We start from the raw sequence: 17,238 nt of genomic DNA, 5'->3' as shown, positions 1-17,238 counted from the left end.
CTTGAAAGATATCAGGATGGCTGATGCACAAGTTGCAACAGACGTTCGCGCCACGCGATGAAATCCGGCGACGACTTGACCGCGCGGGCATCTCCTGACGCCAGATAGTCGCGTGAAAAAGGCAGCTCGAACTGATGCGCGATGCGGCCCGGACGCGGCGACATGACGATCACGCGCGAACCCAGGAACAAGGCTTCCTCCACGCTGTGCGTGATGAAAAAAATCGTCTTGCCGGTACGCTGCCACACCTCGACCAGCAGCTCCTGTATCGACTCGCGCGTCAAGGCATCAAGCGCACCCATCGGTTCATCCATCAGCAGCACGCGCGGATCGTTGGCCAGCGCGCGGGCGATGCCGACGCGCTGCTGCATGCCGCCCGACAGTTGATAGACCGGCGATTGTGCAAATTGCTCCAGCCCGACCAGCCGCAGTTTTTCCAGCGCGACGGCGCTGCGTTCGCTGCGCGCAATGCCGCGAAAACGCAAGCCGAGTGCGACGTTGTCGACCACGTTCAGCCACGGCAGCAGGGCATGCTTCTGGAACACCACGCCCAGTTCCGGGCTGGGGCCGGTGATCGGAACGTCGTCAAGCAAGGCCTCGCCCTGGGACGCTTGCACGAATCCGGCGAGACAATTCAATAGCGTCGTTTTTCCGCAGCCGGAAGGCCCCAGCGCCACCACGAATTCTCCCGGCGCGATGGCCAGATCGACATGGGACAAGGCCAGCGCCTGGTCTCGCACCTCATCCCGGGCCGTCGATGCAAAACGCACCGACAGCCGGCGTATGTCGAGCCGGCCGCCGGTCTGCGTCTGGGCCGCCGGAGGGGTCAGCGTGCTGCTGTTGCTTTGCGTACCCATGTTGCATTCACTCCTGTGCTGTAATCCGGCAAGACGGTCTGGATGGTGCCTTGGGTTTTCAGGAACGCGGCCGTGGCGGCCAGCGATTTGGCCGCGCCGCCGCCCAGCCATTGCGCCGAGGCTTGCTGCTCCAGTGTCGGGAATTCATACAGCGCCAGGCTGGCAGGTACTTCAGCCGCCTCCGCGCCGGACCATTTCGCAACGGCTTTGACTTGTGGCGAATCAGCAGTCCATGCCGCCTTGTTGCGGCGGTAGTTGTCATCGGTCGCCGCCAGCGTCTTCACGAATTCGGTGAGGAAGGCGTCGTTCTGGCGGGCGAACGTCTTGCTCACGACGATACCGTCAAAGGTCGCCTTGCCGGTCTGTCTGGCGATCTCGCCGGAAGTGATCAGCACCTGGCCGTTCTTCTTCACTTTCGCCAGCACCGGATCCCAGATGAAGGTGCCGTCGATGTCGCCGCGCTCCCATGCGGCAGCGATCTCAGGCGGACGCATGTTCAGGATCTTCACGCTGCGCGGATCGACCTTGGCGTTTTCCAGCGCCAGCAGGGTATGGAAGTGCGAAGTGGAGACGAACGGCACCGCGATGCGCTTGTCCTTCAGATCGGCCAGGCTCTTGACGCCGCTGCCGTTGCGCACTACGAGCGCTTCCGCGTCGTTGATGTTGTCGAGGATCCAGAACAGTTCGATCTCCAGGCCCTGCGACAGACCGGATGCAATCGGCGCCGAGCCGGCTTCACCGATCTGCACCGAACCGGACGCCAGTGCGCGGATCACATCGGCGCCGCTGGCCAGCTTGCGGAAGGTGACCTTGTAGCCGGTCTTTTGCTCCAGCGTCTGCGCATCCTGCGCATAGCGCCACGGCACCACCATGTCCTGATAGGCGATGACGACTTCCTTGTTTTGTGCGACGGCGGTTCCCGTCAGGAGCGTCGATGCAGCGAATACGGTAAAGGCCAGAGCGTGCAATGTTTTTTTCATTTTATTCGTGACGAAGTGGAAAGTCGTCCGAGTATAGAAGTCGCGTTTGCGCCGCAATACGAATATTTCCGGCTATGCATATGCGGTGTTTGAGAGACGGTTATACGGGATTGTTGTTTGCCGGTTGTGCAGATGAGTGCGCGTATTTTTCTTATTACAAAACCAGATATGCATCGGCGGATTTATGCGTTCACAGCCTGTTTTTCCATTGTTAGACTGACCGCATCTTATTCAATAACTCATCCCTGTCATCCCGTGATTCGCATCGAGCATCTCCATAAAACCTACCACGTTGCCAACCGGGACATCACAGCACTGACCGATATCAACCTGCAGATCGAAGCAGGCGAAGTGTTCGGCATCATCGGTCGCTCCGGCGCAGGAAAAAGTACGCTGATACGTACGCTGAATCTGCTTGAGCGTCCGACTTCGGGAAGCGTCTTCATCGAAGACCAAGACATCACGCAATTCGACAGCGCCAATCTCCACAAGCTGCGCCAGCGCGTCGGCATGATCTTCCAGCATTTCAATCTGCTCAGCGCCAAGACGGTCGCCGCCAACATCGACTGGCCGCTGAAGGTCACCGGCAAATATACACCGGAGCAGCGCCGCCGGCGCGTGGCGGAATTGCTCGAGCTGGTCGGCCTGAGCGAACATCGCGACAAGTATCCTTCTCAGTTGTCCGGCGGACAAAAGCAGCGCGTCGGCATCGCCCGCGCGCTCGCCAATTATCCGCATCTGCTGTTGTGCGACGAGGCGACTTCCGCGCTCGATCCGGAAACCACCCAAGCCATCCTGCGCCTGCTGCTCGACATCAACCGCAAGCTCGGCTTGACGATCGTGCTGATCACGCACGAGATGCAGATCATCCGCACCATCTGCGATCGCGTCGCGGTCATCGACGATACCCGCATCGTGGAGACCGGGACGGTAGCGGATGTCTTCCTGCATCCGCAGCATGCGGTGACGCAAAAGCTGGTTGCCGAAAGTCATATCTTCGACAACGAATCCGATTTGCGCGCCGATCAGTTCAAGGGAAAGCTGGTGCGCCTGACCTTCGTCGGCGACATTACCTACCAGCCTATCCTGACCAATATCACTGCTGCGACGCAGGCTCTGATCACGATCTTGCAAGGCACGATCTCGCGCATCAAGGACACGCCTTACGGACAGCTGCTGGTGGAACTCAACGGCAGCGACGACGACATCCGGCGCGTGTTTGCGCATTTCGATCAGTATCAGATTCATCACGAGGTGCTGTCATGATCGACTTCTCCATCGTCGACTGGAGCGACGTCTGGCAGGCCACGCTGGAGACGCTGGTCATGACCGGCGCATCGCTGTTCTTTACCGTCCTGATCGGTCTGCCGCTGGGAATCTTGTTGTTCATCACGGCGCGCCAGCAGTTGATCCCGCAGCGCGGCGTCTATCTCGTGCTGTCGTTTGTGATCAACGTGCTGCGTTCGGTGCCTTTCCTGATCCTGCTGATCGTCCTGATTCCTGTGACGCTGGTGCTGGTGGGGACCTCGCTCGGCGTCGAGGGATCGATCCCGCCGCTGGTGATCGGCACCGCGCCGTTCTTTGCCCGTCTGGTTGAAAACGTCCTGCGCGAGATCGACCGCGGCGTGATTGAAGCCTGTCAGGCGATGGGCGCGCGCACCTATCAGATCATCTTCGGCGCCTTGCTGCCGGAGGCGCTTCCCGGCTTGCTTGCAGCCGTCACGATCACTGCCATCACGCTGATGTCGTATGCCTCCATGTCGGGCGTGATCGGCGGCGGGGGCCTCGGCGATCTTGCGATTCGCTTCGGCTATCAACGATTCCAGACCGAGGTGATGATCGTCACCGTCGCGGTCCTGGTGGTACTGGTGCAGTTACTGCAGTTCTTCGGCGATCGCCTGGTCCTGCATTTCACACGTAAATAAAAAAGGAGTCTTACATGTCCCGCAAATTATCCCTTCTGCTCGCAGCCTCGTTGTCTTACCTTGCCATCAGCGGGGCGCAGGCAGCCGACAAGCTGGTGATCGCCGCAACGCCGGTCCCACATGCCGAAATCCTGGAATTCCTCAAGCCCACGCTGGCCAAGGAAGGCGTCGATCTGCAGGTGAAGGTGTTCACCGACTACGTCCAGCCGGCTGCGCAAACCAATGAAAAACAGGTCGACGGTAATTTCTTCCTGCATCAGCCTTACCTGAACGAGTTCAAGAAGAGCCACAAGAACGACATCGAAGTGCCGGTCACCAAGGTGCACGTAGAACCGTTCGCCGCGTATTCGCTGAAATACAAGAAGACCGCAGATATTCCGGACGGCGCGACGATCGCCATCCCCAACGATCCGTCGAATTCCGGCCGCGCCTTGCTGCTGCTGGCGCGCAACGGTCTGATCAAGCTGAAGGACACCAGCAACATCTCCTCCACGCAAAAGGACATCACCGACAATCCGAAGAAGCTGAAATTTCGCGCGCTGGAAGCAGCGACCTTGCCGCGCGTGCTGAACCAGGTCGACGTGGCGCTGATCAACACCAACTATGCGATCGAAGCCAAGCTGAACCCAGTCAAGGATTCGCTGTTCATCGAAGACGCCAATTCGCCGTATGCCAACCTGCTGGTGGCGCGCGAAGACAACAAGGACAGCCCGGCATTCAAGAAGCTGGCCGCCGCGCTGAACTCGCCTGAAGTGAAGAAATTCATTGAAGAGAAGTACAAAGGCGCTGTCGTTCCGGCGTTCTGACGTCTTGATGTTCGCCATCATCGCTATCCGATGACGTTAAAAAGCCCGGGAAACCGGGCTTTTTTATTTCTTGGACTCTGCGACGGAGAGTACGCCTCCGCCGCTGCGGATCACACGTCGACAATCACCAGACAGCCGTCGCTGCCGGGCAAGACCGCATGGGCCACGCCTGCTTCGGCGAGGTAGAGTTCACCGGCGCTGACGGTCACCGTTTCTCCCGCGACTGCCAGCAGCATGCGGCCGCTGAGGACCAACAGTCCTTCGTTGTAATCGTGCACTTCCTCCTCGTACGACATCTCGTTCATCCTGAGCACCTTGATGCGTGCCGGTCCGACCTGGCCGAGGACGGTGGATTGCCATGCCTCCGGCAAGCCGGAGGAAATGCTGAGTAAATTAAAGAGGGACATTGTGTGTTTCCAGGTGTGCTTGTTCTGATGTCATCCGAGAGAAGCGTCATCGCCAGAGGCTGCGCGCAGACTGCTTTGGACGGCTATTGCGTCGCATGCACGAAGCCGCCTTTGACGAAGCGTACCGGCTCCGCATCCATCGCTGCGATCAGGCTGTCGAGACCGCCGGCTGCATTGTCCTTGTTCATCGTCGCAGGCGCCCGGCAGAGGATGTCGGACTCGGACCAGTTGCCATTGTCATCGGCCTGCTTGCGCGCGCGCAGCCAGCCGTCGCGGTCGGTCAGCAATTGTGTGCCGGCGAGTTTGTCGGGGGAAACGCCGGTGATGATGGCAAGCGCCTGCCAGGCGTCGTCCGAATGCAGCAGGCAATCGATGGCCGGTGCGCCCGCGTGCGATGCAGGGAGAGAGACTGCGCCGTCGGCAAGAATCACGCTGCGCAGACGCGGGTCGTCGAGCGGGAACGATGCAGGCTGTTTTGCCGAAGCCAGCACCAGGCGTACGCGCTGACCGGGCCATGGGTTCGATGATGTGGTGGGCGGTTGCGAGGATTGTTCACAGCCGCCGGCGAGCGTCGGCAGGGCGACCGGCTGATCCCATGCACCGATGTCGCGGATGCTCGCGCCGGCGGCATTGGCCTTCATGAAATCGATCAGGTCCCACAGATCGTTATCTGTAAGCTGGCGCGTGAAGCCAGGCATGGTGGTCGCGCCGTGGCGATCATGCATGCCGTAAGCGATCTTCCAGAACAGCTCGCCATCGGCGCGTCGCCACAACAGGCCGCTGGCAAGATTGGGCGGTGCGACCGGCGCTGACAGCGCCAGCGGCGTGTCGCCCTTGCCATCGGCGGCATGGCAAGCGGCGCAGCGCTGGTCGTAGAGTTGCTTGCCGTGGACGATGGCCGCGGCGCTGAAGCCGGAAGGAGAAACGTGAAAGCTGGTCGGTTCGGCCGGCGCCAGCAGCAACCGGCGGTCCGGCCATGAAGTGAAAAATACGATGACCGCGGCGACCAGCAGCATCGCCAGGCGGCCGCGCCGCCACAACCAGGCGATGGCGAACGACAGCAAGGCCGCGGCAGACCATCCCAGCGCGCTCAGCAGTTGCCGCGCCACGCTGCGATCGATCAGCATGACCTCGCCGCTGAGACGATGGGAGAAAGGCCAGGCCGGCTGGCCGTGACTGCTTTGCGCCAATCCCAGCGCCGCCAGCGCATGCAGAAAACTCTCTTGCAAAACCTGGATCGCACTCAGCAGCAGATTGATCCAGTCGGACAACGAAGAAAAAATCACCAGCTTGCATCCAATCCCAGATGACGCAAGGCTTCATGGCGCAGCTCCGCCAGCCGCGGATCGCCGCGGTGGCGTGGATACGGCAAGTCAACCCTGAGCTCGGCGCGGATGCGCGCGGGGCGGTCGCTGAAGACGATCACGCGGTTGGCGAGGAACAGCGCTTCTTCCACGTCATGCGTCACCAGCAGCGCGGAAAAGCCATTGCGCTGCCACAGCGATACCAGTTCACTCTGCATCTGCAATCGGGTGAGCGAATCGAGTTTGCCCAGCGGCTCGTCCAGTACCAGCAATTGCGGATCGTTGACCAGCGCGCGCGCCAGCGCCACGCGTTGCGCCATGCCGCCCGACAGCTGATGCGGGAAAGCGTCGGCGAATTCGCTCAGGCCGACCAGCGCCAGCGCATCGTCGACGCGCTGGCGTTGTTCCTTCAACAGGCCGCGCGCCTGCAAGCCGAGCGCAACGTTGTCCCACACCTTGCGCCACGGATACAGGGTCGGATCCTGGAACACGACAATGCGCGACGGGTCGGGGCGCGTGATCTTCTCCGCGTTTTGTGCAATTTGCCCGGTGGTTGCCGGCTCCAATCCGGCAACCAGGCGCAGCAACGTGGACTTGCCGCAGCCGCTGGGACCGAGCAGGGCGACGAATTCGCCTGGCTCCACCGTCAGGGAAATATCGTCGAGCACCTGCAGCACGCCATTGGGCAATTTGAACCAGTGGCTGACATGTTCGATGTCGATGCGTGCGCCGGCTTTGCTTTGCGCTGGCGCTTGTTGAGGTTGCTGTTCCAGCGTTGTCACCGTTACGTTTACCATTTGACGGTTCCTTTCTGCCACGACAGCGCGCGGTCGCGCACCTTGAACAGCAGGGTGATAAGACTCGAGCACAGGATCGCCATCACGATCAGCGCCGCATACATGTTGCTGTAGGCTGCCCAGCCCTGGGCCCATTGCAGATACCAGCCGAGGCCGGCCTTCACGCCCATCATTTCAGCCGTCACCAGTACCGAAAACGCTGCGCCGAGTCCCATGAACAGACCGACGAAGACTTGCGGTAGGGCCGCAGGAATTGCCACCCGCAGAATCAGGAACCACTCCGATGCGCCCAGCGTGCGCGCCACGTCGTAGTAGCTCTTGTTCACCGAGGCCACGCCGGACCAGGTCAGCACCGCCACCGGGAAGGAGGTCGCCAGTGCGATCAGGAAGACCGCCGCCGCGTAACTGGACGGTGCAAAGAAGAACGCCAGCGGCAGCAATGCCGACGCCGGCACAGGGCCGAGGAAACGCAACACCGGATGTACCCAGTAGCCCGCCACGCGCGACCAGCCGATGGTGGCGCCGACCAGAAAGCCGACCAGGCCGCCGGCAGCGAAGCCGTGCACCAGCAGGCGCAGCGAGTAACCGGTGCTGATGCCGAGACGGCGCCAGTCTTCGCTGTAGACTTCGATCAGGCTCTGCGGTGGCGCGAAGAAGGGCGTGGGCAGCACACCCAGCTTGGCGGTCAGGATTTCCCATATGCCCAGCAGCAAGGGCGCTGCGACCAGCCATTGGCCGGCGGGGCGCAGCAGTTGCGCCACGCGGCCCGCTCGGTCGCCGCTCAGGGCAAGTACTGCCAGCAGCACGGCGACTGCCACTGCGGCGTAGCCGAACTCATCGGTGAAGGCCCAGTCGCTGAAGCCGACTTCCTTGTTGGGCCAGCGCAGTGTGATCAAGCCCAGCAGCAGCCAGGTGGCCGCCGCAAGCAAACCGGTGCGCCAGATGCCGGAAATGCCTGATGCGCGTACGCCGTCGAACAGACCGGCCTGGCCGGCCCTGAGCAAGACATCGTTGGTCGTGGAAGTTGTCATGGTGAACTCCGTTTGCGTTGCATTTTTACGTTGCAGATCAGGCCAGCGGATCGAAGGTGACGTGATTGGCCAGCCGCACCGGATCGGTCGATTTTTTCAACACGCCGGCGGTGTGGAAATCGCGGGCGAAGAATTCGACTTCATCGCGCAAGGGCTTGCCGGTCGGATGGTTGTGATACGTCAGGCTGGTCAGCAGGGCGCGCAGGTCTTCAACCGGTACTTTCGGCGAATATTTGGCATAGATTTTGGCGGCTTCGTTGGGATTCTCGGCGACGTATTCCGACGCCTGCACGATGGAACGCACGACGGCGGCTGCAGCCGGTTTGTCGTTGCGCACCAGATCGCCGCGTGCGCCCAGGATGCAGCAGATCTTGTCCTTGTATTCGCCGATGGCGCTATTGCCGATTTCGGTGAAGACGCCTTTGTTGCGCTTCTCGATCAGGAAGATGTTCGGGTCGCCGTCGGCGATGGCCTGGATCTCGCCTTTCTTCACGGCGACGTCGAGCAGGTCGGCCGGATAGACACGCCATTCCACGTCTTTCTCGACATTGAAACCTTTTTTGGCCAGATGGATGGCGAAGAAATTCTTGGCCGGGCTGTTCTGGTCGGAGACGCCGATGACCTTGCCCTTGAGGCTGTTGAGATCTTTCACGCCGGCCTGATTGGCGCCCACCATGCGCAGGCAGCCGCCGTGGGCTGCGCCGACGATCTTGACGTCGAAGCCTGCTTCCAGCGGCTTGAGCCAGCGGTGGATCAGGCCGACGCCGACGTCGGCCTTGCCGGTTGCCAGCGCTTCCAGCAGTTGATCGGTGGAGCCGCCCCAGTTGAGCAATTCGACATCGAGGCCGTTCTTTTCAAAGAAGCCGCGTTCCTGCGCCACGACTACCGGCGAGAGGCAGAACGAAATGGCGCTCCAGGCGAAGGTCAGCTTGCGCGGCGGCGCCGACCAGGCGTTGCGCGAGGCGAGCGAAGCGCCGGCGCCCACCAGCGCGGCGGCTGCACCGGCACGCAATACGTCGCGGCGCGACCATGAAGAGAGGATATCGGACTCTGGAACAATGCTGTTTTTTTTCATTATTGGTAACTCCCACTTGGTTGACCGGAACGGCAAGACGAGCGCTGCACATGTCTTGGCAATGCAGACGCGCCGCCGACGAAACAAGTGAAGACTAATGACCGCAGTCGGCATGGTCAAAGAATAAGAATGCGTTTATTTATGCGCAGAGTGCGTCTTGCCATCAAACGTAATACGGCAAATATGGATATGTAAAAACCTTCGTTGCCGCTGCTCTCCGGCGGCGGGAGACTACCGGCTGCGTGCATCCAATCCGCATTTCCTCCTACAAAGAAAGAGACCATGACGACACTCAATCACTATCTGTCCGAAAAGCGCAGCGCCGTGCTGGCGCGCGAAGCCCTTATCACTGCCGGCGACGCAGGCCCGGCGGCACTGGCGGCAAAAGTCAGCGCTGAAGGACGCAGCGGCGTGCGCCGCATCCGCATCCGCGACCATCAGATCATCAGCGACAGCCCGCCGGATTTCGCCGGCTACAACCTCGGACCGAGTTCTCCTGAATTGCAACTGGGCGTGCTGGGTTCCTGCGTGACGCACATCTTCCTGATCCACGCCGCGCATCAGCAGGTGCCGGTCGATTCGCTCGAAGTCGAAGTCACGGGGAAGATCGATCCGCGCGGCGGGCGTCCGGGATATGAAGATATCCCGATCTATCCGCACGACATCGGCTACACCGTCCATCTGGTGTCGCCGGCGAGCGCAGAGAGCGTGCAGGCCTTGTTCGAGACGGTTGAAAAGACTTGCCCGATTCTGAATCTGCTGAAGAATCCGCAGACGATACGCGCAGAGATTCGCCATACCGCCAGCGCGTGGGACAAGCTGGAAGAAGAGCACGCGATCTCGGGATAAGTCGGGTATGCGCGGCGGCATCGGCGGGTATGACGCGATGCCGGAGACGGTAGTAAACTGGCGGCTTCCGTCTTTCTCCCGCGCAAAAGAATCATGAAGGATACCAACGCCGCATCCCTCCCCGGCAGTGTGGACATCAGCGATGCATCCGTCCGCCGCCGCTCGCTGATCGCCGCCTGCAGCGCGCACGCCGTTCACGACGGGCTGACCGATCTCATCTATGTGCTGCTGCCGATCTGGCAGACGCAGTTTTCCATCAGCTATGCGCTGGTGGGGCTGCTGCGCGGATCGTATTCCGGCACGATGGCGGCGTTCCAGTTGTTGGCCAGCAGGATGGCCAGACGCTGGGGGCGCGAACGCATGCTGGTGGGCGGTACGGCGCTGGCGGGCGTGGCCTATCTGATTGCCGGACAGGCCGGCGGACTGGCGGTGCTGATGATTGCGCTGGTGCTGGGCGGACTGGGCGCCAGCACGCAGCATCCGCTGGCATCATCGCTGGTCACCGATGCGCACCAGGCCGGCGGCGGCGTCAAGGAAGCGCTGTCGCAATACAATTTTGCCGGCGACATCGGCAAGACGCTGATCCCGGGACTGGTCGGGCTGTCGCTGGTGGTCATGAGCTGGCAAACCAGCGTGACCCTGATGGGCTTGCTGGGGCTGGCGGCGGCTGGTTTGCTATGGTGGCTGATTCCTGTGCGGGACGAACGGGCATTGGCGAAAGCAAAAAAAGTGAAAACTTCCATCGGCCTTGGTTCCCGCAGCGGACTGCGGGCCTTGCTCATGACCGGCACGCTCGATAGCGCGGTGCGCATGGGCTTCCTGACTTTCCTGCCGTTTCTGCTCAAGAGCAAAGGCGCCGGTACGGCCGGCATCGGCCTTGCGCTGTCGCTGCTGTTCGTCGGCGGTGCTTTCGGAAAACTGTTGTGCGGCTATCTGGGCGCGCGCATCGGCATGATGAAGACGGTCTGGATCACCGAATCGGCGACGTCGTTACTGATCGTGGCGGCGGTATTCTTGCCGTTGCCGGGCGTGATGCTGATGCTGCCCTTGCTGGGACTGGCGCTGAACGGTACGTCATCCGTACTGTATGGCGTGGTGCCGGAACTGGCGGAGCCGGGCAAGCACGAACATGCCTTCGCCTTGTTCTATACCGGCACCATTGCGGGCGGTGCTGCGGCGCCGGTGGTGTTCGGCTGGTTGGGCGATACGGCGGGGATTTCGTTTGCGCTGATCAGCCTGGCGGTGATCCTGCTGTTGACCTTGCCCTTGTCATGGCAGGTGCAAAAAGGCTTGCGCGCCGCCGGCTGAAGCTCCGGGCGCAGGCCGGCAGACAGAATAATTTATAATGCGCGGCTACCCGATGCGCCTTCCTTACCCCATAGAAAGAGAACAATGAAGCGAGTATTTGCCTGGATGTTGCCGGTGCTGACCGTTGCTTTGCTTGGCGCACAGCCCGCCATGTCGGCGCCGCTTGAAGTCGGTTACATGCCGATTCTTCCCGACGCCCAGCTGTTCATCGCGATGGAGCAGGGGACATTCCCGAAAGACGCCGGCGCGCCCAAGCTGGTGCAATTCCAGAGCGGACCTGCCATGGTGCAGGCGTTGCTGGCGGGGCAGCTCGATATCGCTTATGTCGGCATCGGTCCGGCGCTGGTGGCGCGCGCCAAGGGCGCGGATATCAAGGTCGTGGCATCCAACATCGTGGAACAGGTCAGTTTTGTGGCGCTGGGCAATCTGGCGCCTTACTTCGCTTCGGGCGATCCGGCTTCCGCATTCACACGTTTTGCAAAAGACAAGGGCCGCCAGGCGGTGATTGCCAGCTATCCCAAAGGCGCTGTACCGGAGGCGGCTTTGCAGTATTGGTTGCGCAACCGCGTGCGCGCAGATACGTCTCAGCTGAAGCTGATCTACCAGGGCGAATCGCAGATTCAGGAATCCTTGCTGACGGGCGCCATCGATGGCGCCGTCATTCTGGAACCGACCACGACCAATGTGCTGAATAAGTCGCCGAAGTCGAAAGTGATCGCGCGCGGATCGGAGCTGTTTCCCAAGCAGCCGGGCGCCGTCTTGCTGGTTCGTGAAAAAGTATTGCGTGAGCAGCCTGCGCTGGTGAAGGCGCTGCTGGCGGCGCACATTGCTGCAACCAGGATGCTGGAGAATGAGCCTGCGAAGGCTGCGCCGATGGTGCAAAAATATGTCGGCGGCGGCCGCTTGCCGGTCAAACTGGTGGAGCAGGCGATTCGCAATTCCAAAGGCCAGTTTGTCGCCGATCCGAATCTGATCATTCCCGCCACGCTGGCATTGCAAAAATTCCAGGCCGAGACCGGTACCTTGTCCGGACCGGCAGTCGATGTCCCCAACATGTTCAATACCACCTTCTATGACGCCGCCGCGCATTGATTTTCTCTTGTCGACGGTCTGACGATGACACTCTCCTATTCTCTGCCGACGCGCATCGGCTACGGTGTTGTCGGCGTCATTCTGTTCGTGCTGCTGTGGAAGGCGGTCGGTGTATTCGGCTGGGTGAACCCGGGCATTCTTCCCGATCCCTTCCTGCTGCCGGAAACCTTTCTGCTCGAATGGCAAAGCGACCGGCTGCTGCCGGCCATCGGTTCTAGCCTGATCCATTACGTGTGGGGACTCGGCCTCGGCGCAGTGTGCGGCATTGTGGTCGGACTGGCTGCCGCCACGGTGCAGCGCTTCGACATGTTGCAGGCCTACGTATCGCGCATTCTGCGGCCGATTCCGCCGCTGGCCTGGGTGGTGTTTGCGATTGCCTGGTTCAAGGTCAGCCATGCCGGTGCAGCGTTCGTGATTGCCATCGGGGTATTCTGGGTCAACTATTTCGCGACCTATAGCGCGGTGCGCAACATCGATCCGCGTTTCTATGAGCTGGCGCGCAGTTTCGGGCAGGGCGGCTACTGGCGCCGCTCCATCAGCATCACCTTGCCGGCGATTGCGCCGGGGCTGCTGTCCGGCATTCGCACCGGCATCGGACAAGCCTGGATGACGCTGATCGCGGCAGAGCTGCTTGGCGTGCCCGGCATGGGGCAGGAGATGAACGCCGCCGCCGGCGTCGGCGCTTACGATGCGGTGGTGGTGTATATGCTGACTATCTCTGCCGTGTACGCGGCCACCGATTTGCTGTACACGCTGGTTGAAAGGAGGGTGCTGTCATGGCGTCCGTAATCGAGTTCGATCGCCTCTCCTACACGCATCCAGGCGCCGGGATGCCGGTGATCCAGGATCTGTCGCTGGATATCGAGGCAGGCAGTTTTATCGCGGTGGTAGGCGGCTCCGGCGTCGGCAAATCGACCTTGCTGCGCACGGCCGCCGGTTTGCTGGCGCCGGGATCCGGCGAGATGCGTTTCAATCTGCCGCAACGACCTGGCCGTCGCCGCCGCGCGATCGTGTTTCAGGATAGCCGTCTGCTGCCCTGGCGCACGGTAGAGGCGAACATCGCCTACGGACTGGAAACGCTCGGCATCGACAAGGCCCAAAGCGCTGCACGGGTGGCGGAAGCGTTGCGGCTTACCGGCCTGGCAGAATTGTACGACCGCTGGCCGCATCAACTCTCCGGCGGCCAGGCCCAGCGCGTCGGTATTGCACGGGCGCTGGCGGTCGAGCCGGATATCTTGTTGATGGACGAACCCTTCAGCGCCGTCGATGCGCTGACCCGGCGCAAGTTGCAGACCGAGCTGATCCGCATCTGGGAAACCACGCATACGGCAGTCATGTTCGTCACGCACGATATCGACGAGGCTGTCTATCTGGCCGATCGCGTTGTCGTGCTGGGGAACCGGCCTGCGACCGTTGTGGAAAATCTGCAAATCGACTTGCCGCGCCCGCGTGATCGCAACTCCGCCGAGTTTGCGCACTACGTGACGCATCTGTCGTCGTGGCTGGGCGTGGAATAGCGTTTCTGTCATCAGCTTCCTGCCCCCAACCTCATCCTTTATGCAAAGCCCGATATGGAAACCTTGCGATTACTCATTCATGCGCCGACTGCGACAGCCCTTGAGCGCGCCCGCCGCAATCTCGCCAATTTGCTGAAGCTGGCGCCTGACGCCCAGGTGGAACTGGTGATCAATGCCGGTGCGGTAGCGGCAGCGTTAAGCCAGCCGGACCCTCTCGACGGACATTTGCGCGTTTGCCGCAATACGCTGACGGCCAATCAGCTGACCGCGCCTGAGGGCGTCGAAGTTGTGCCGGCAGCGGTATTGCATATCGCCCGGCGGCAGGCTGAGGGTTGGGCTTATATGAGGGCTTGAAGAGGGCTCATTGCGTCGAATGCCAGAATACAAACGCTCGCGATTGCGGGCGTTTGTATTCTGGCGGAGACTTGGATTGGGCAACCGTTCGACGAGCGAAGCTTGATAGCCGGCGGCAAATGGAAGATGCGAGAGAGGATGCCAGGCAACGAAGGCAAACGCTCAAACCACGCCGTGCACGGCGATGTTGCGATATTGTCCTTTGAAATACAGCAAGGGCTGCGCTGCAGCGGCTTCTTGCAGGTTTAATGCTTTCACTTCGCCAATCACGATCAGGTGGTCGCCTGCGACGTGTTCGGCGTAAATTTCGCAATCGAGCCAGTGCAGGCTGCCGGCAATGACCGGATTGCCCAAGGGCGATTCCTGCCATTCGATTCCGCGCCACTTGTCCGTGCCTCGCCGGGCGAACTGGTTGGAAATCCCGACTTGCTCATCTGACAGGATATTCACGGCGAATCGACCCGCCCGGCGAATTTTGGGATAGCTGGCTGAACCGGACATGACGCTGAACGACACCAGCGGCGGACTCATCGACACGCTATGGAACGACTGGCAAGTGAAGCCGATCGGCTCGCCATCGATGTGTGAGGTAATCACCGTGATACCGGATGCGTAGTGCCCGAGCGCTTCGCGAAAGCGCAACGGCTCGATAGCTGTACTGGGAAGTGACATGGTAGGTGCTCAATGCCGGATGCAGTTCGAAAGTCTCAAGGAAGGCCTGAAGTGGTCCAGTCATGTTGGCCGACTTCCTCCTTGGCCAGCGTGCAGGCGACCCATCGATCAAAACCGGCCGGATCCCCCACGCCATCCTTCACGTTTGGCCGTCGCGAGCAGCTCACGACGGCCATTTGTCTGCTTCAGAACTAGTTCGAAAGTTCTCTGCGGACGATTTCTGCGCCTGCGCTTAACGCATTCAGCTTGCCTCTTGCGACGTGACGCGGCAAGGGCGCCATGCCGCAGTTGGTGCAAGGATAGAGCTTGTCGGCATCGACGAACTGCAGTGCTTTTCGCAGGGTGTTGGCGACTTTTTCGGGCGTTTCAATGGAGTTGCTTGCCACGTCAATGGCGCCGACCATCACTTTTTTGCCGCGAATGAGCTCAATCAGATCCATTGGAACATGAGAGTTGTGGCATTCCAGCGAGACGATATCAATACTGGATTTTTGCAGCTTGGGGAAGGCTTTTTCATATTGCCGCCACTCCGATCCCAGCGTCTTCTTCCAATCTGTATTGGCCTTGATGCCATAGCCATAGCAAATATGGACCGCGGTTTCACACTTGAGCCCTTCAATGGCCCGTTCCAAGGCGGCGACGCCCCATTCGTTCACCTCATCAAAGAAGACATTGAATGCGGGCTCATCGAACTGGATGATATCGACACCGGCAGCCTCTAATTCCCGCGCCTCCTGATTGAGAATTCTGGCGAATTCCCAGGCCAGCTTTTCGCGACTTTTGTAGTGGCTGTCATACAGCGTATCGATCATCGTCATGGGACCCGGCAGCGCCCATTTGATCGGCTGTTTGGTCTGCTGACGCAAGAACCTGGCATCCTCGACAAACACCGGCTTCTGGCGAGAGACGGCGCCAACCACCGTCGGTACGCTCGCGTCATAGCGATCGCGAATTCTCACGGTCTCACGCTTCTCGAAATCAACGCCGTCGAGATGCTCAATGAACGTCGTCACGAAATGCTGGCGCGTTTGTTCACCGTCGCTGACGATATCGATCCCGGCGTGCAGTTGCTCTTGCAACGACAAACGCAAGGCATCTTGCTTGCCGTCGCTCAATTGGTCGCCTTGCAATTTCCAGGGCGACCAAAGTTTCTCGGGTTCTGCAAGCCAGGATGGTTTGGGCAGGCTGCCGGCCGTTGAAGTGGGTAACAATTTTTTCACAGTAGATGACCTTATGTTTTTGATTAGTCAGAGAGCGTAATTAGCGGACCACTGCTCAAGAACGGCCTGGTATGGTTTGATGAAGTTTTCCTCAACAAACCTTCCCTGCGCAATAGCCAGCTGGCTACGTTCTTCCCGGTCATAGACAATCCGGGTCAATGAATAGTCCTGATGCTTCAAGCTGGGTTGATAGGATTTCCCGGCCGCAGAATTTGCGTTGTAAATCTCAGGCCGGTAAATTTTCTGGAAAGTGTCCATCGTGCTGATGGTGCTGATCAGCTCAAGGTTCGTGTAATCACCCAGCAGATCGCCGGAGAAATAAAACGCCAGCGGCGCGGCGCTATTGGATGGCATGAAGTAACGCACCTTCATCCCCATCTTCTTGAAATAGTCATCCGTCAGGGAATATTCATCCTGCTGGTATTCCACGCCCAGTACGGGATGCTGATTTTCGGTCCGATGATAGGTCTTGCTGCTAGACACACTGAGACATATCACCGGCGGTTTGGCGAAATGCTCTTTGTAAGTGTCTGAATTGACGAAGCACTTGAACAGCTTGCCATGCAGATCCCCGAAATTATCCGGCGTACCGAATGCGGGCTGATTCCTGGCGTGCTCCGGCAACAGCACGCTGAAGTCATAATCCCGCACGTAAGAGGAAAAATTATTCCCGACGATGCCCTCAATGCGTTCGCTGGTTTTTCGATCGACGATATTCGTCTTCAATATTTCAATCAAGGGGAGGGCATTGCCACTGCTTTCACCATCGATATTCAGCTCAACGGAAATGATTTCAAGCTGGACCGTATAACGATCGCCTTGGGGGTTATCCCAATGCGCCAGGGCGTTGAAACGGTTGTCGATCATCCTGAAGGTGTTGCGCAGGTTTTCCTCGCGACTCGCTCCTCTGGCCAAATTCGCAAAGTTGGTGGTGATGCGCGTCGTGTCTGAAGGACGATAGTCTTCATCAAAACAAACGCTCTTGATGGCAAATGTGAATTCTTTACTCATGGTGATCCGGCGCCTTAATTCCTGAGATAAAAC

The 17,238-nt window shown here is 60.0% G+C and carries 19 protein-coding genes; 9 read left to right on the top strand and 10 right to left on the bottom strand.

Going from position 1 to position 17,238, the window contains the following annotated elements; genetic code table 11:
* Positions 1 to 11 precede the first annotated feature (11 nt).
* The gene (locus AKL25_RS08070; RefSeq protein WP_240475681.1) at positions 12 to 857 is read right to left on the bottom strand and encodes a taurine ABC transporter ATP-binding protein; all 846 of its coding nucleotides are present in this window, start codon (positions 855 to 857) and stop codon (positions 12 to 14) included.
* On the bottom strand, positions 827 to 1,837 hold the full coding sequence (gene tauA / locus AKL25_RS08065) for a taurine ABC transporter substrate-binding protein (RefSeq protein WP_050477296.1): 1,011 nt from the start codon (positions 1,835 to 1,837) through the stop codon (positions 827 to 829). The genes AKL25_RS08070 and tauA overlap by 31 nt, the downstream gene beginning before the upstream one ends.
* 255 nt (positions 1,838 to 2,092) lie before the next feature.
* On the opposite strand from tauA, the gene AKL25_RS08060 reads away from it, so the two are divergent.
* The 3 genes from AKL25_RS08060 to AKL25_RS08050 are packed head-to-tail and all read left to right on the top strand — an operon-like array spanning position 2,093 to position 4,568.
* Positions 2,093 to 3,103: a methionine ABC transporter ATP-binding protein gene (locus AKL25_RS08060; RefSeq protein ID WP_050477133.1), complete on the top strand. Its 1,011-nt coding sequence runs from the start codon at positions 2,093 to 2,095 to the stop codon at positions 3,101 to 3,103.
* Positions 3,100 to 3,762 (top strand): methionine ABC transporter permease, encoded by a 663-nt coding sequence (locus tag AKL25_RS08055; RefSeq protein ID WP_050477132.1) that lies wholly within the window; start codon positions 3,100 to 3,102, stop codon positions 3,760 to 3,762. The genes AKL25_RS08060 and AKL25_RS08055 overlap by 4 nt, the downstream gene beginning before the upstream one ends.
* 14 nt (positions 3,763 to 3,776) lie before the next feature.
* Positions 3,777 to 4,568 (top strand): MetQ/NlpA family ABC transporter substrate-binding protein, encoded by a 792-nt coding sequence (locus AKL25_RS08050; protein WP_050477131.1) that lies wholly within the window; start codon positions 3,777 to 3,779, stop codon positions 4,566 to 4,568.
* Between the two features lie 110 nt (positions 4,569 to 4,678).
* On the opposite strand, the gene AKL25_RS08045 is transcribed toward AKL25_RS08050, so the two are convergent.
* The 5 genes from AKL25_RS08045 to AKL25_RS08025 form a co-directional block, all read right to left on the bottom strand.
* Positions 4,679 to 4,975: a cupin domain-containing protein gene (locus AKL25_RS08045; RefSeq protein WP_050477130.1), complete on the bottom strand. Its 297-nt coding sequence runs from the start codon at positions 4,973 to 4,975 to the stop codon at positions 4,679 to 4,681.
* Between the two features lie 83 nt (positions 4,976 to 5,058).
* Complete coding sequence (locus AKL25_RS08040) at positions 5,059 to 6,261, bottom strand: c-type cytochrome (RefSeq protein WP_083444615.1); 1,203 nt, start codon at positions 6,259 to 6,261, stop codon at positions 5,059 to 5,061.
* Entirely contained in the window at positions 6,258 to 7,076 is an 819-nt protein-coding gene (locus AKL25_RS08035) for an ABC transporter ATP-binding protein (protein WP_050477129.1), read from the bottom strand. The genes AKL25_RS08040 and AKL25_RS08035 overlap by 4 nt, the downstream gene beginning before the upstream one ends.
* Complete coding sequence (locus tag AKL25_RS08030; protein WP_157050541.1) at positions 7,070 to 8,107, bottom strand: ABC transporter permease; 1,038 nt, start codon at positions 8,105 to 8,107, stop codon at positions 7,070 to 7,072. The genes AKL25_RS08035 and AKL25_RS08030 overlap by 7 nt, the downstream gene beginning before the upstream one ends.
* 37 nt (positions 8,108 to 8,144) lie before the next feature.
* A complete protein-coding gene (locus tag AKL25_RS08025; protein ID WP_083444614.1) occupies positions 8,145 to 9,182 on the bottom strand; it encodes an ABC transporter substrate-binding protein in 1,038 nt (345 codons plus the stop codon).
* A 282-nt stretch (positions 9,183 to 9,464) separates the two neighbouring features.
* On the opposite strand from AKL25_RS08025, the gene AKL25_RS08020 reads away from it, so the two are divergent.
* From AKL25_RS08020 to AKL25_RS07995, 6 genes are all read left to right on the top strand, one after another.
* Positions 9,465 to 10,031, top strand: coding sequence for an OsmC family protein (locus AKL25_RS08020; RefSeq protein WP_050477128.1), 567 nt, complete (start codon positions 9,465 to 9,467; stop codon positions 10,029 to 10,031).
* Positions 10,032 to 10,124: 93 nt separating this feature from the next.
* Entirely contained in the window at positions 10,125 to 11,339 is a 1,215-nt protein-coding gene (locus tag AKL25_RS08015) for an MFS transporter (RefSeq protein ID WP_050477127.1), read from the top strand.
* A gap of 84 nt (positions 11,340 to 11,423) precedes the next feature.
* A complete protein-coding gene (locus tag AKL25_RS08010; protein WP_050477126.1) occupies positions 11,424 to 12,431 on the top strand; it encodes an ABC transporter substrate-binding protein in 1,008 nt (335 codons plus the stop codon).
* 24 nt (positions 12,432 to 12,455) lie between these two features.
* A complete protein-coding gene (locus AKL25_RS08005) occupies positions 12,456 to 13,220 on the top strand; it encodes an ABC transporter permease (protein WP_205627226.1) in 765 nt (254 codons plus the stop codon).
* A complete protein-coding gene (locus AKL25_RS08000; protein WP_050477125.1) occupies positions 13,208 to 13,948 on the top strand; it encodes an ABC transporter ATP-binding protein in 741 nt (246 codons plus the stop codon). The genes AKL25_RS08005 and AKL25_RS08000 overlap by 13 nt, the downstream gene beginning before the upstream one ends.
* A gap of 63 nt (positions 13,949 to 14,011) precedes the next feature.
* Positions 14,012 to 14,302, top strand: a complete 291-nt coding sequence (locus AKL25_RS07995; RefSeq protein ID WP_240475680.1) for a DsrE family protein — start codon at positions 14,012 to 14,014, stop codon at positions 14,300 to 14,302.
* 162 nt (positions 14,303 to 14,464) lie between these two features.
* Here AKL25_RS07995 and AKL25_RS07990 read toward each other — a convergent pair whose 3' ends face one another.
* The 3 genes from AKL25_RS07990 to AKL25_RS07980 all read right to left on the bottom strand — a co-directional run bounded on the left by AKL25_RS07990 (position 14,465) and on the right by AKL25_RS07980 (position 17,205).
* Complete coding sequence (locus AKL25_RS07990) at positions 14,465 to 14,974, bottom strand: flavin reductase family protein (RefSeq protein ID WP_050477123.1); 510 nt, start codon at positions 14,972 to 14,974, stop codon at positions 14,465 to 14,467.
* Between the two features lie 191 nt (positions 14,975 to 15,165).
* The gene (locus AKL25_RS07985; protein WP_050477122.1) at positions 15,166 to 16,194 is read right to left on the bottom strand and encodes a methionine synthase; all 1,029 of its coding nucleotides are present in this window, start codon (positions 16,192 to 16,194) and stop codon (positions 15,166 to 15,168) included.
* 27 nt (positions 16,195 to 16,221) lie between these two features.
* Positions 16,222 to 17,205 (bottom strand): DUF1852 domain-containing protein, encoded by a 984-nt coding sequence (locus AKL25_RS07980; protein ID WP_050477121.1) that lies wholly within the window; start codon positions 17,203 to 17,205, stop codon positions 16,222 to 16,224.
* Positions 17,206 to 17,238: the final 33 nt, after the last annotated feature.

The organism is Herbaspirillum rhizosphaerae (genome assembly GCF_001189965.1).
In the GTDB taxonomy this organism is placed as follows: Bacteria; Pseudomonadota; Gammaproteobacteria; order Burkholderiales; family Burkholderiaceae_D; genus Herbaspirillum; species Herbaspirillum rhizosphaerae.
The sequence above is the reverse complement of the archived record's forward strand: the minus strand, read 5'-3'. Positions and strand labels throughout refer to the sequence as shown.

What these genes read in the sequence shown, in the direction of transcription:
- AKL25_RS08035 (WP_050477129.1), bottom strand. Translation starts at nt 7,076, where the DNA reads ATGGTAAACGTAACGGTGACAACGCTGGAACAGCAACCTCAACAAGCG.
- AKL25_RS08000 (WP_050477125.1), top strand. Translation starts at nt 13,208, where the DNA reads ATGGCGTCCGTAATCGAGTTCGATCGCCTCTCCTACACGCATCCAGGC.
- AKL25_RS08020 (WP_050477128.1), top strand. Translation starts at nt 9,465, where the DNA reads ATGACGACACTCAATCACTATCTGTCCGAAAAGCGCAGCGCCGTGCTG.
- AKL25_RS08045 (WP_050477130.1), bottom strand. Translation starts at nt 4,975, where the DNA reads ATGTCCCTCTTTAATTTACTCAGCATTTCCTCCGGCTTGCCGGAGGCA.
- tauA (WP_050477296.1), bottom strand. Translation starts at nt 1,837, where the DNA reads ATGAAAAAAACATTGCACGCTCTGGCCTTTACCGTATTCGCTGCATCG.
- AKL25_RS08015 (WP_050477127.1), top strand. Translation starts at nt 10,125, where the DNA reads ATGAAGGATACCAACGCCGCATCCCTCCCCGGCAGTGTGGACATCAGC.
- AKL25_RS08070 (WP_240475681.1), bottom strand. Translation starts at nt 857, where the DNA reads ATGGGTACGCAAAGCAACAGCAGCACGCTGACCCCTCCGGCGGCCCAG.
- AKL25_RS07990 (WP_050477123.1), bottom strand. Translation starts at nt 14,974, where the DNA reads ATGTCACTTCCCAGTACAGCTATCGAGCCGTTGCGCTTTCGCGAAGCG.
- AKL25_RS07980 (WP_050477121.1), bottom strand. Translation starts at nt 17,205, where the DNA reads ATGAGTAAAGAATTCACATTTGCCATCAAGAGCGTTTGTTTTGATGAA.
- AKL25_RS08025 (WP_083444614.1), bottom strand. Translation starts at nt 9,182, where the DNA reads ATGAAAAAAAACAGCATTGTTCCAGAGTCCGATATCCTCTCTTCATGG.
- AKL25_RS08055 (WP_050477132.1), top strand. Translation starts at nt 3,100, where the DNA reads ATGATCGACTTCTCCATCGTCGACTGGAGCGACGTCTGGCAGGCCACG.
- AKL25_RS08005 (WP_205627226.1), top strand. Translation starts at nt 12,456, where the DNA reads ATGACACTCTCCTATTCTCTGCCGACGCGCATCGGCTACGGTGTTGTC.
- AKL25_RS08010 (WP_050477126.1), top strand. Translation starts at nt 11,424, where the DNA reads ATGAAGCGAGTATTTGCCTGGATGTTGCCGGTGCTGACCGTTGCTTTG.
- AKL25_RS08050 (WP_050477131.1), top strand. Translation starts at nt 3,777, where the DNA reads ATGTCCCGCAAATTATCCCTTCTGCTCGCAGCCTCGTTGTCTTACCTT.
- AKL25_RS08030 (WP_157050541.1), bottom strand. Translation starts at nt 8,107, where the DNA reads ATGACAACTTCCACGACCAACGATGTCTTGCTCAGGGCCGGCCAGGCC.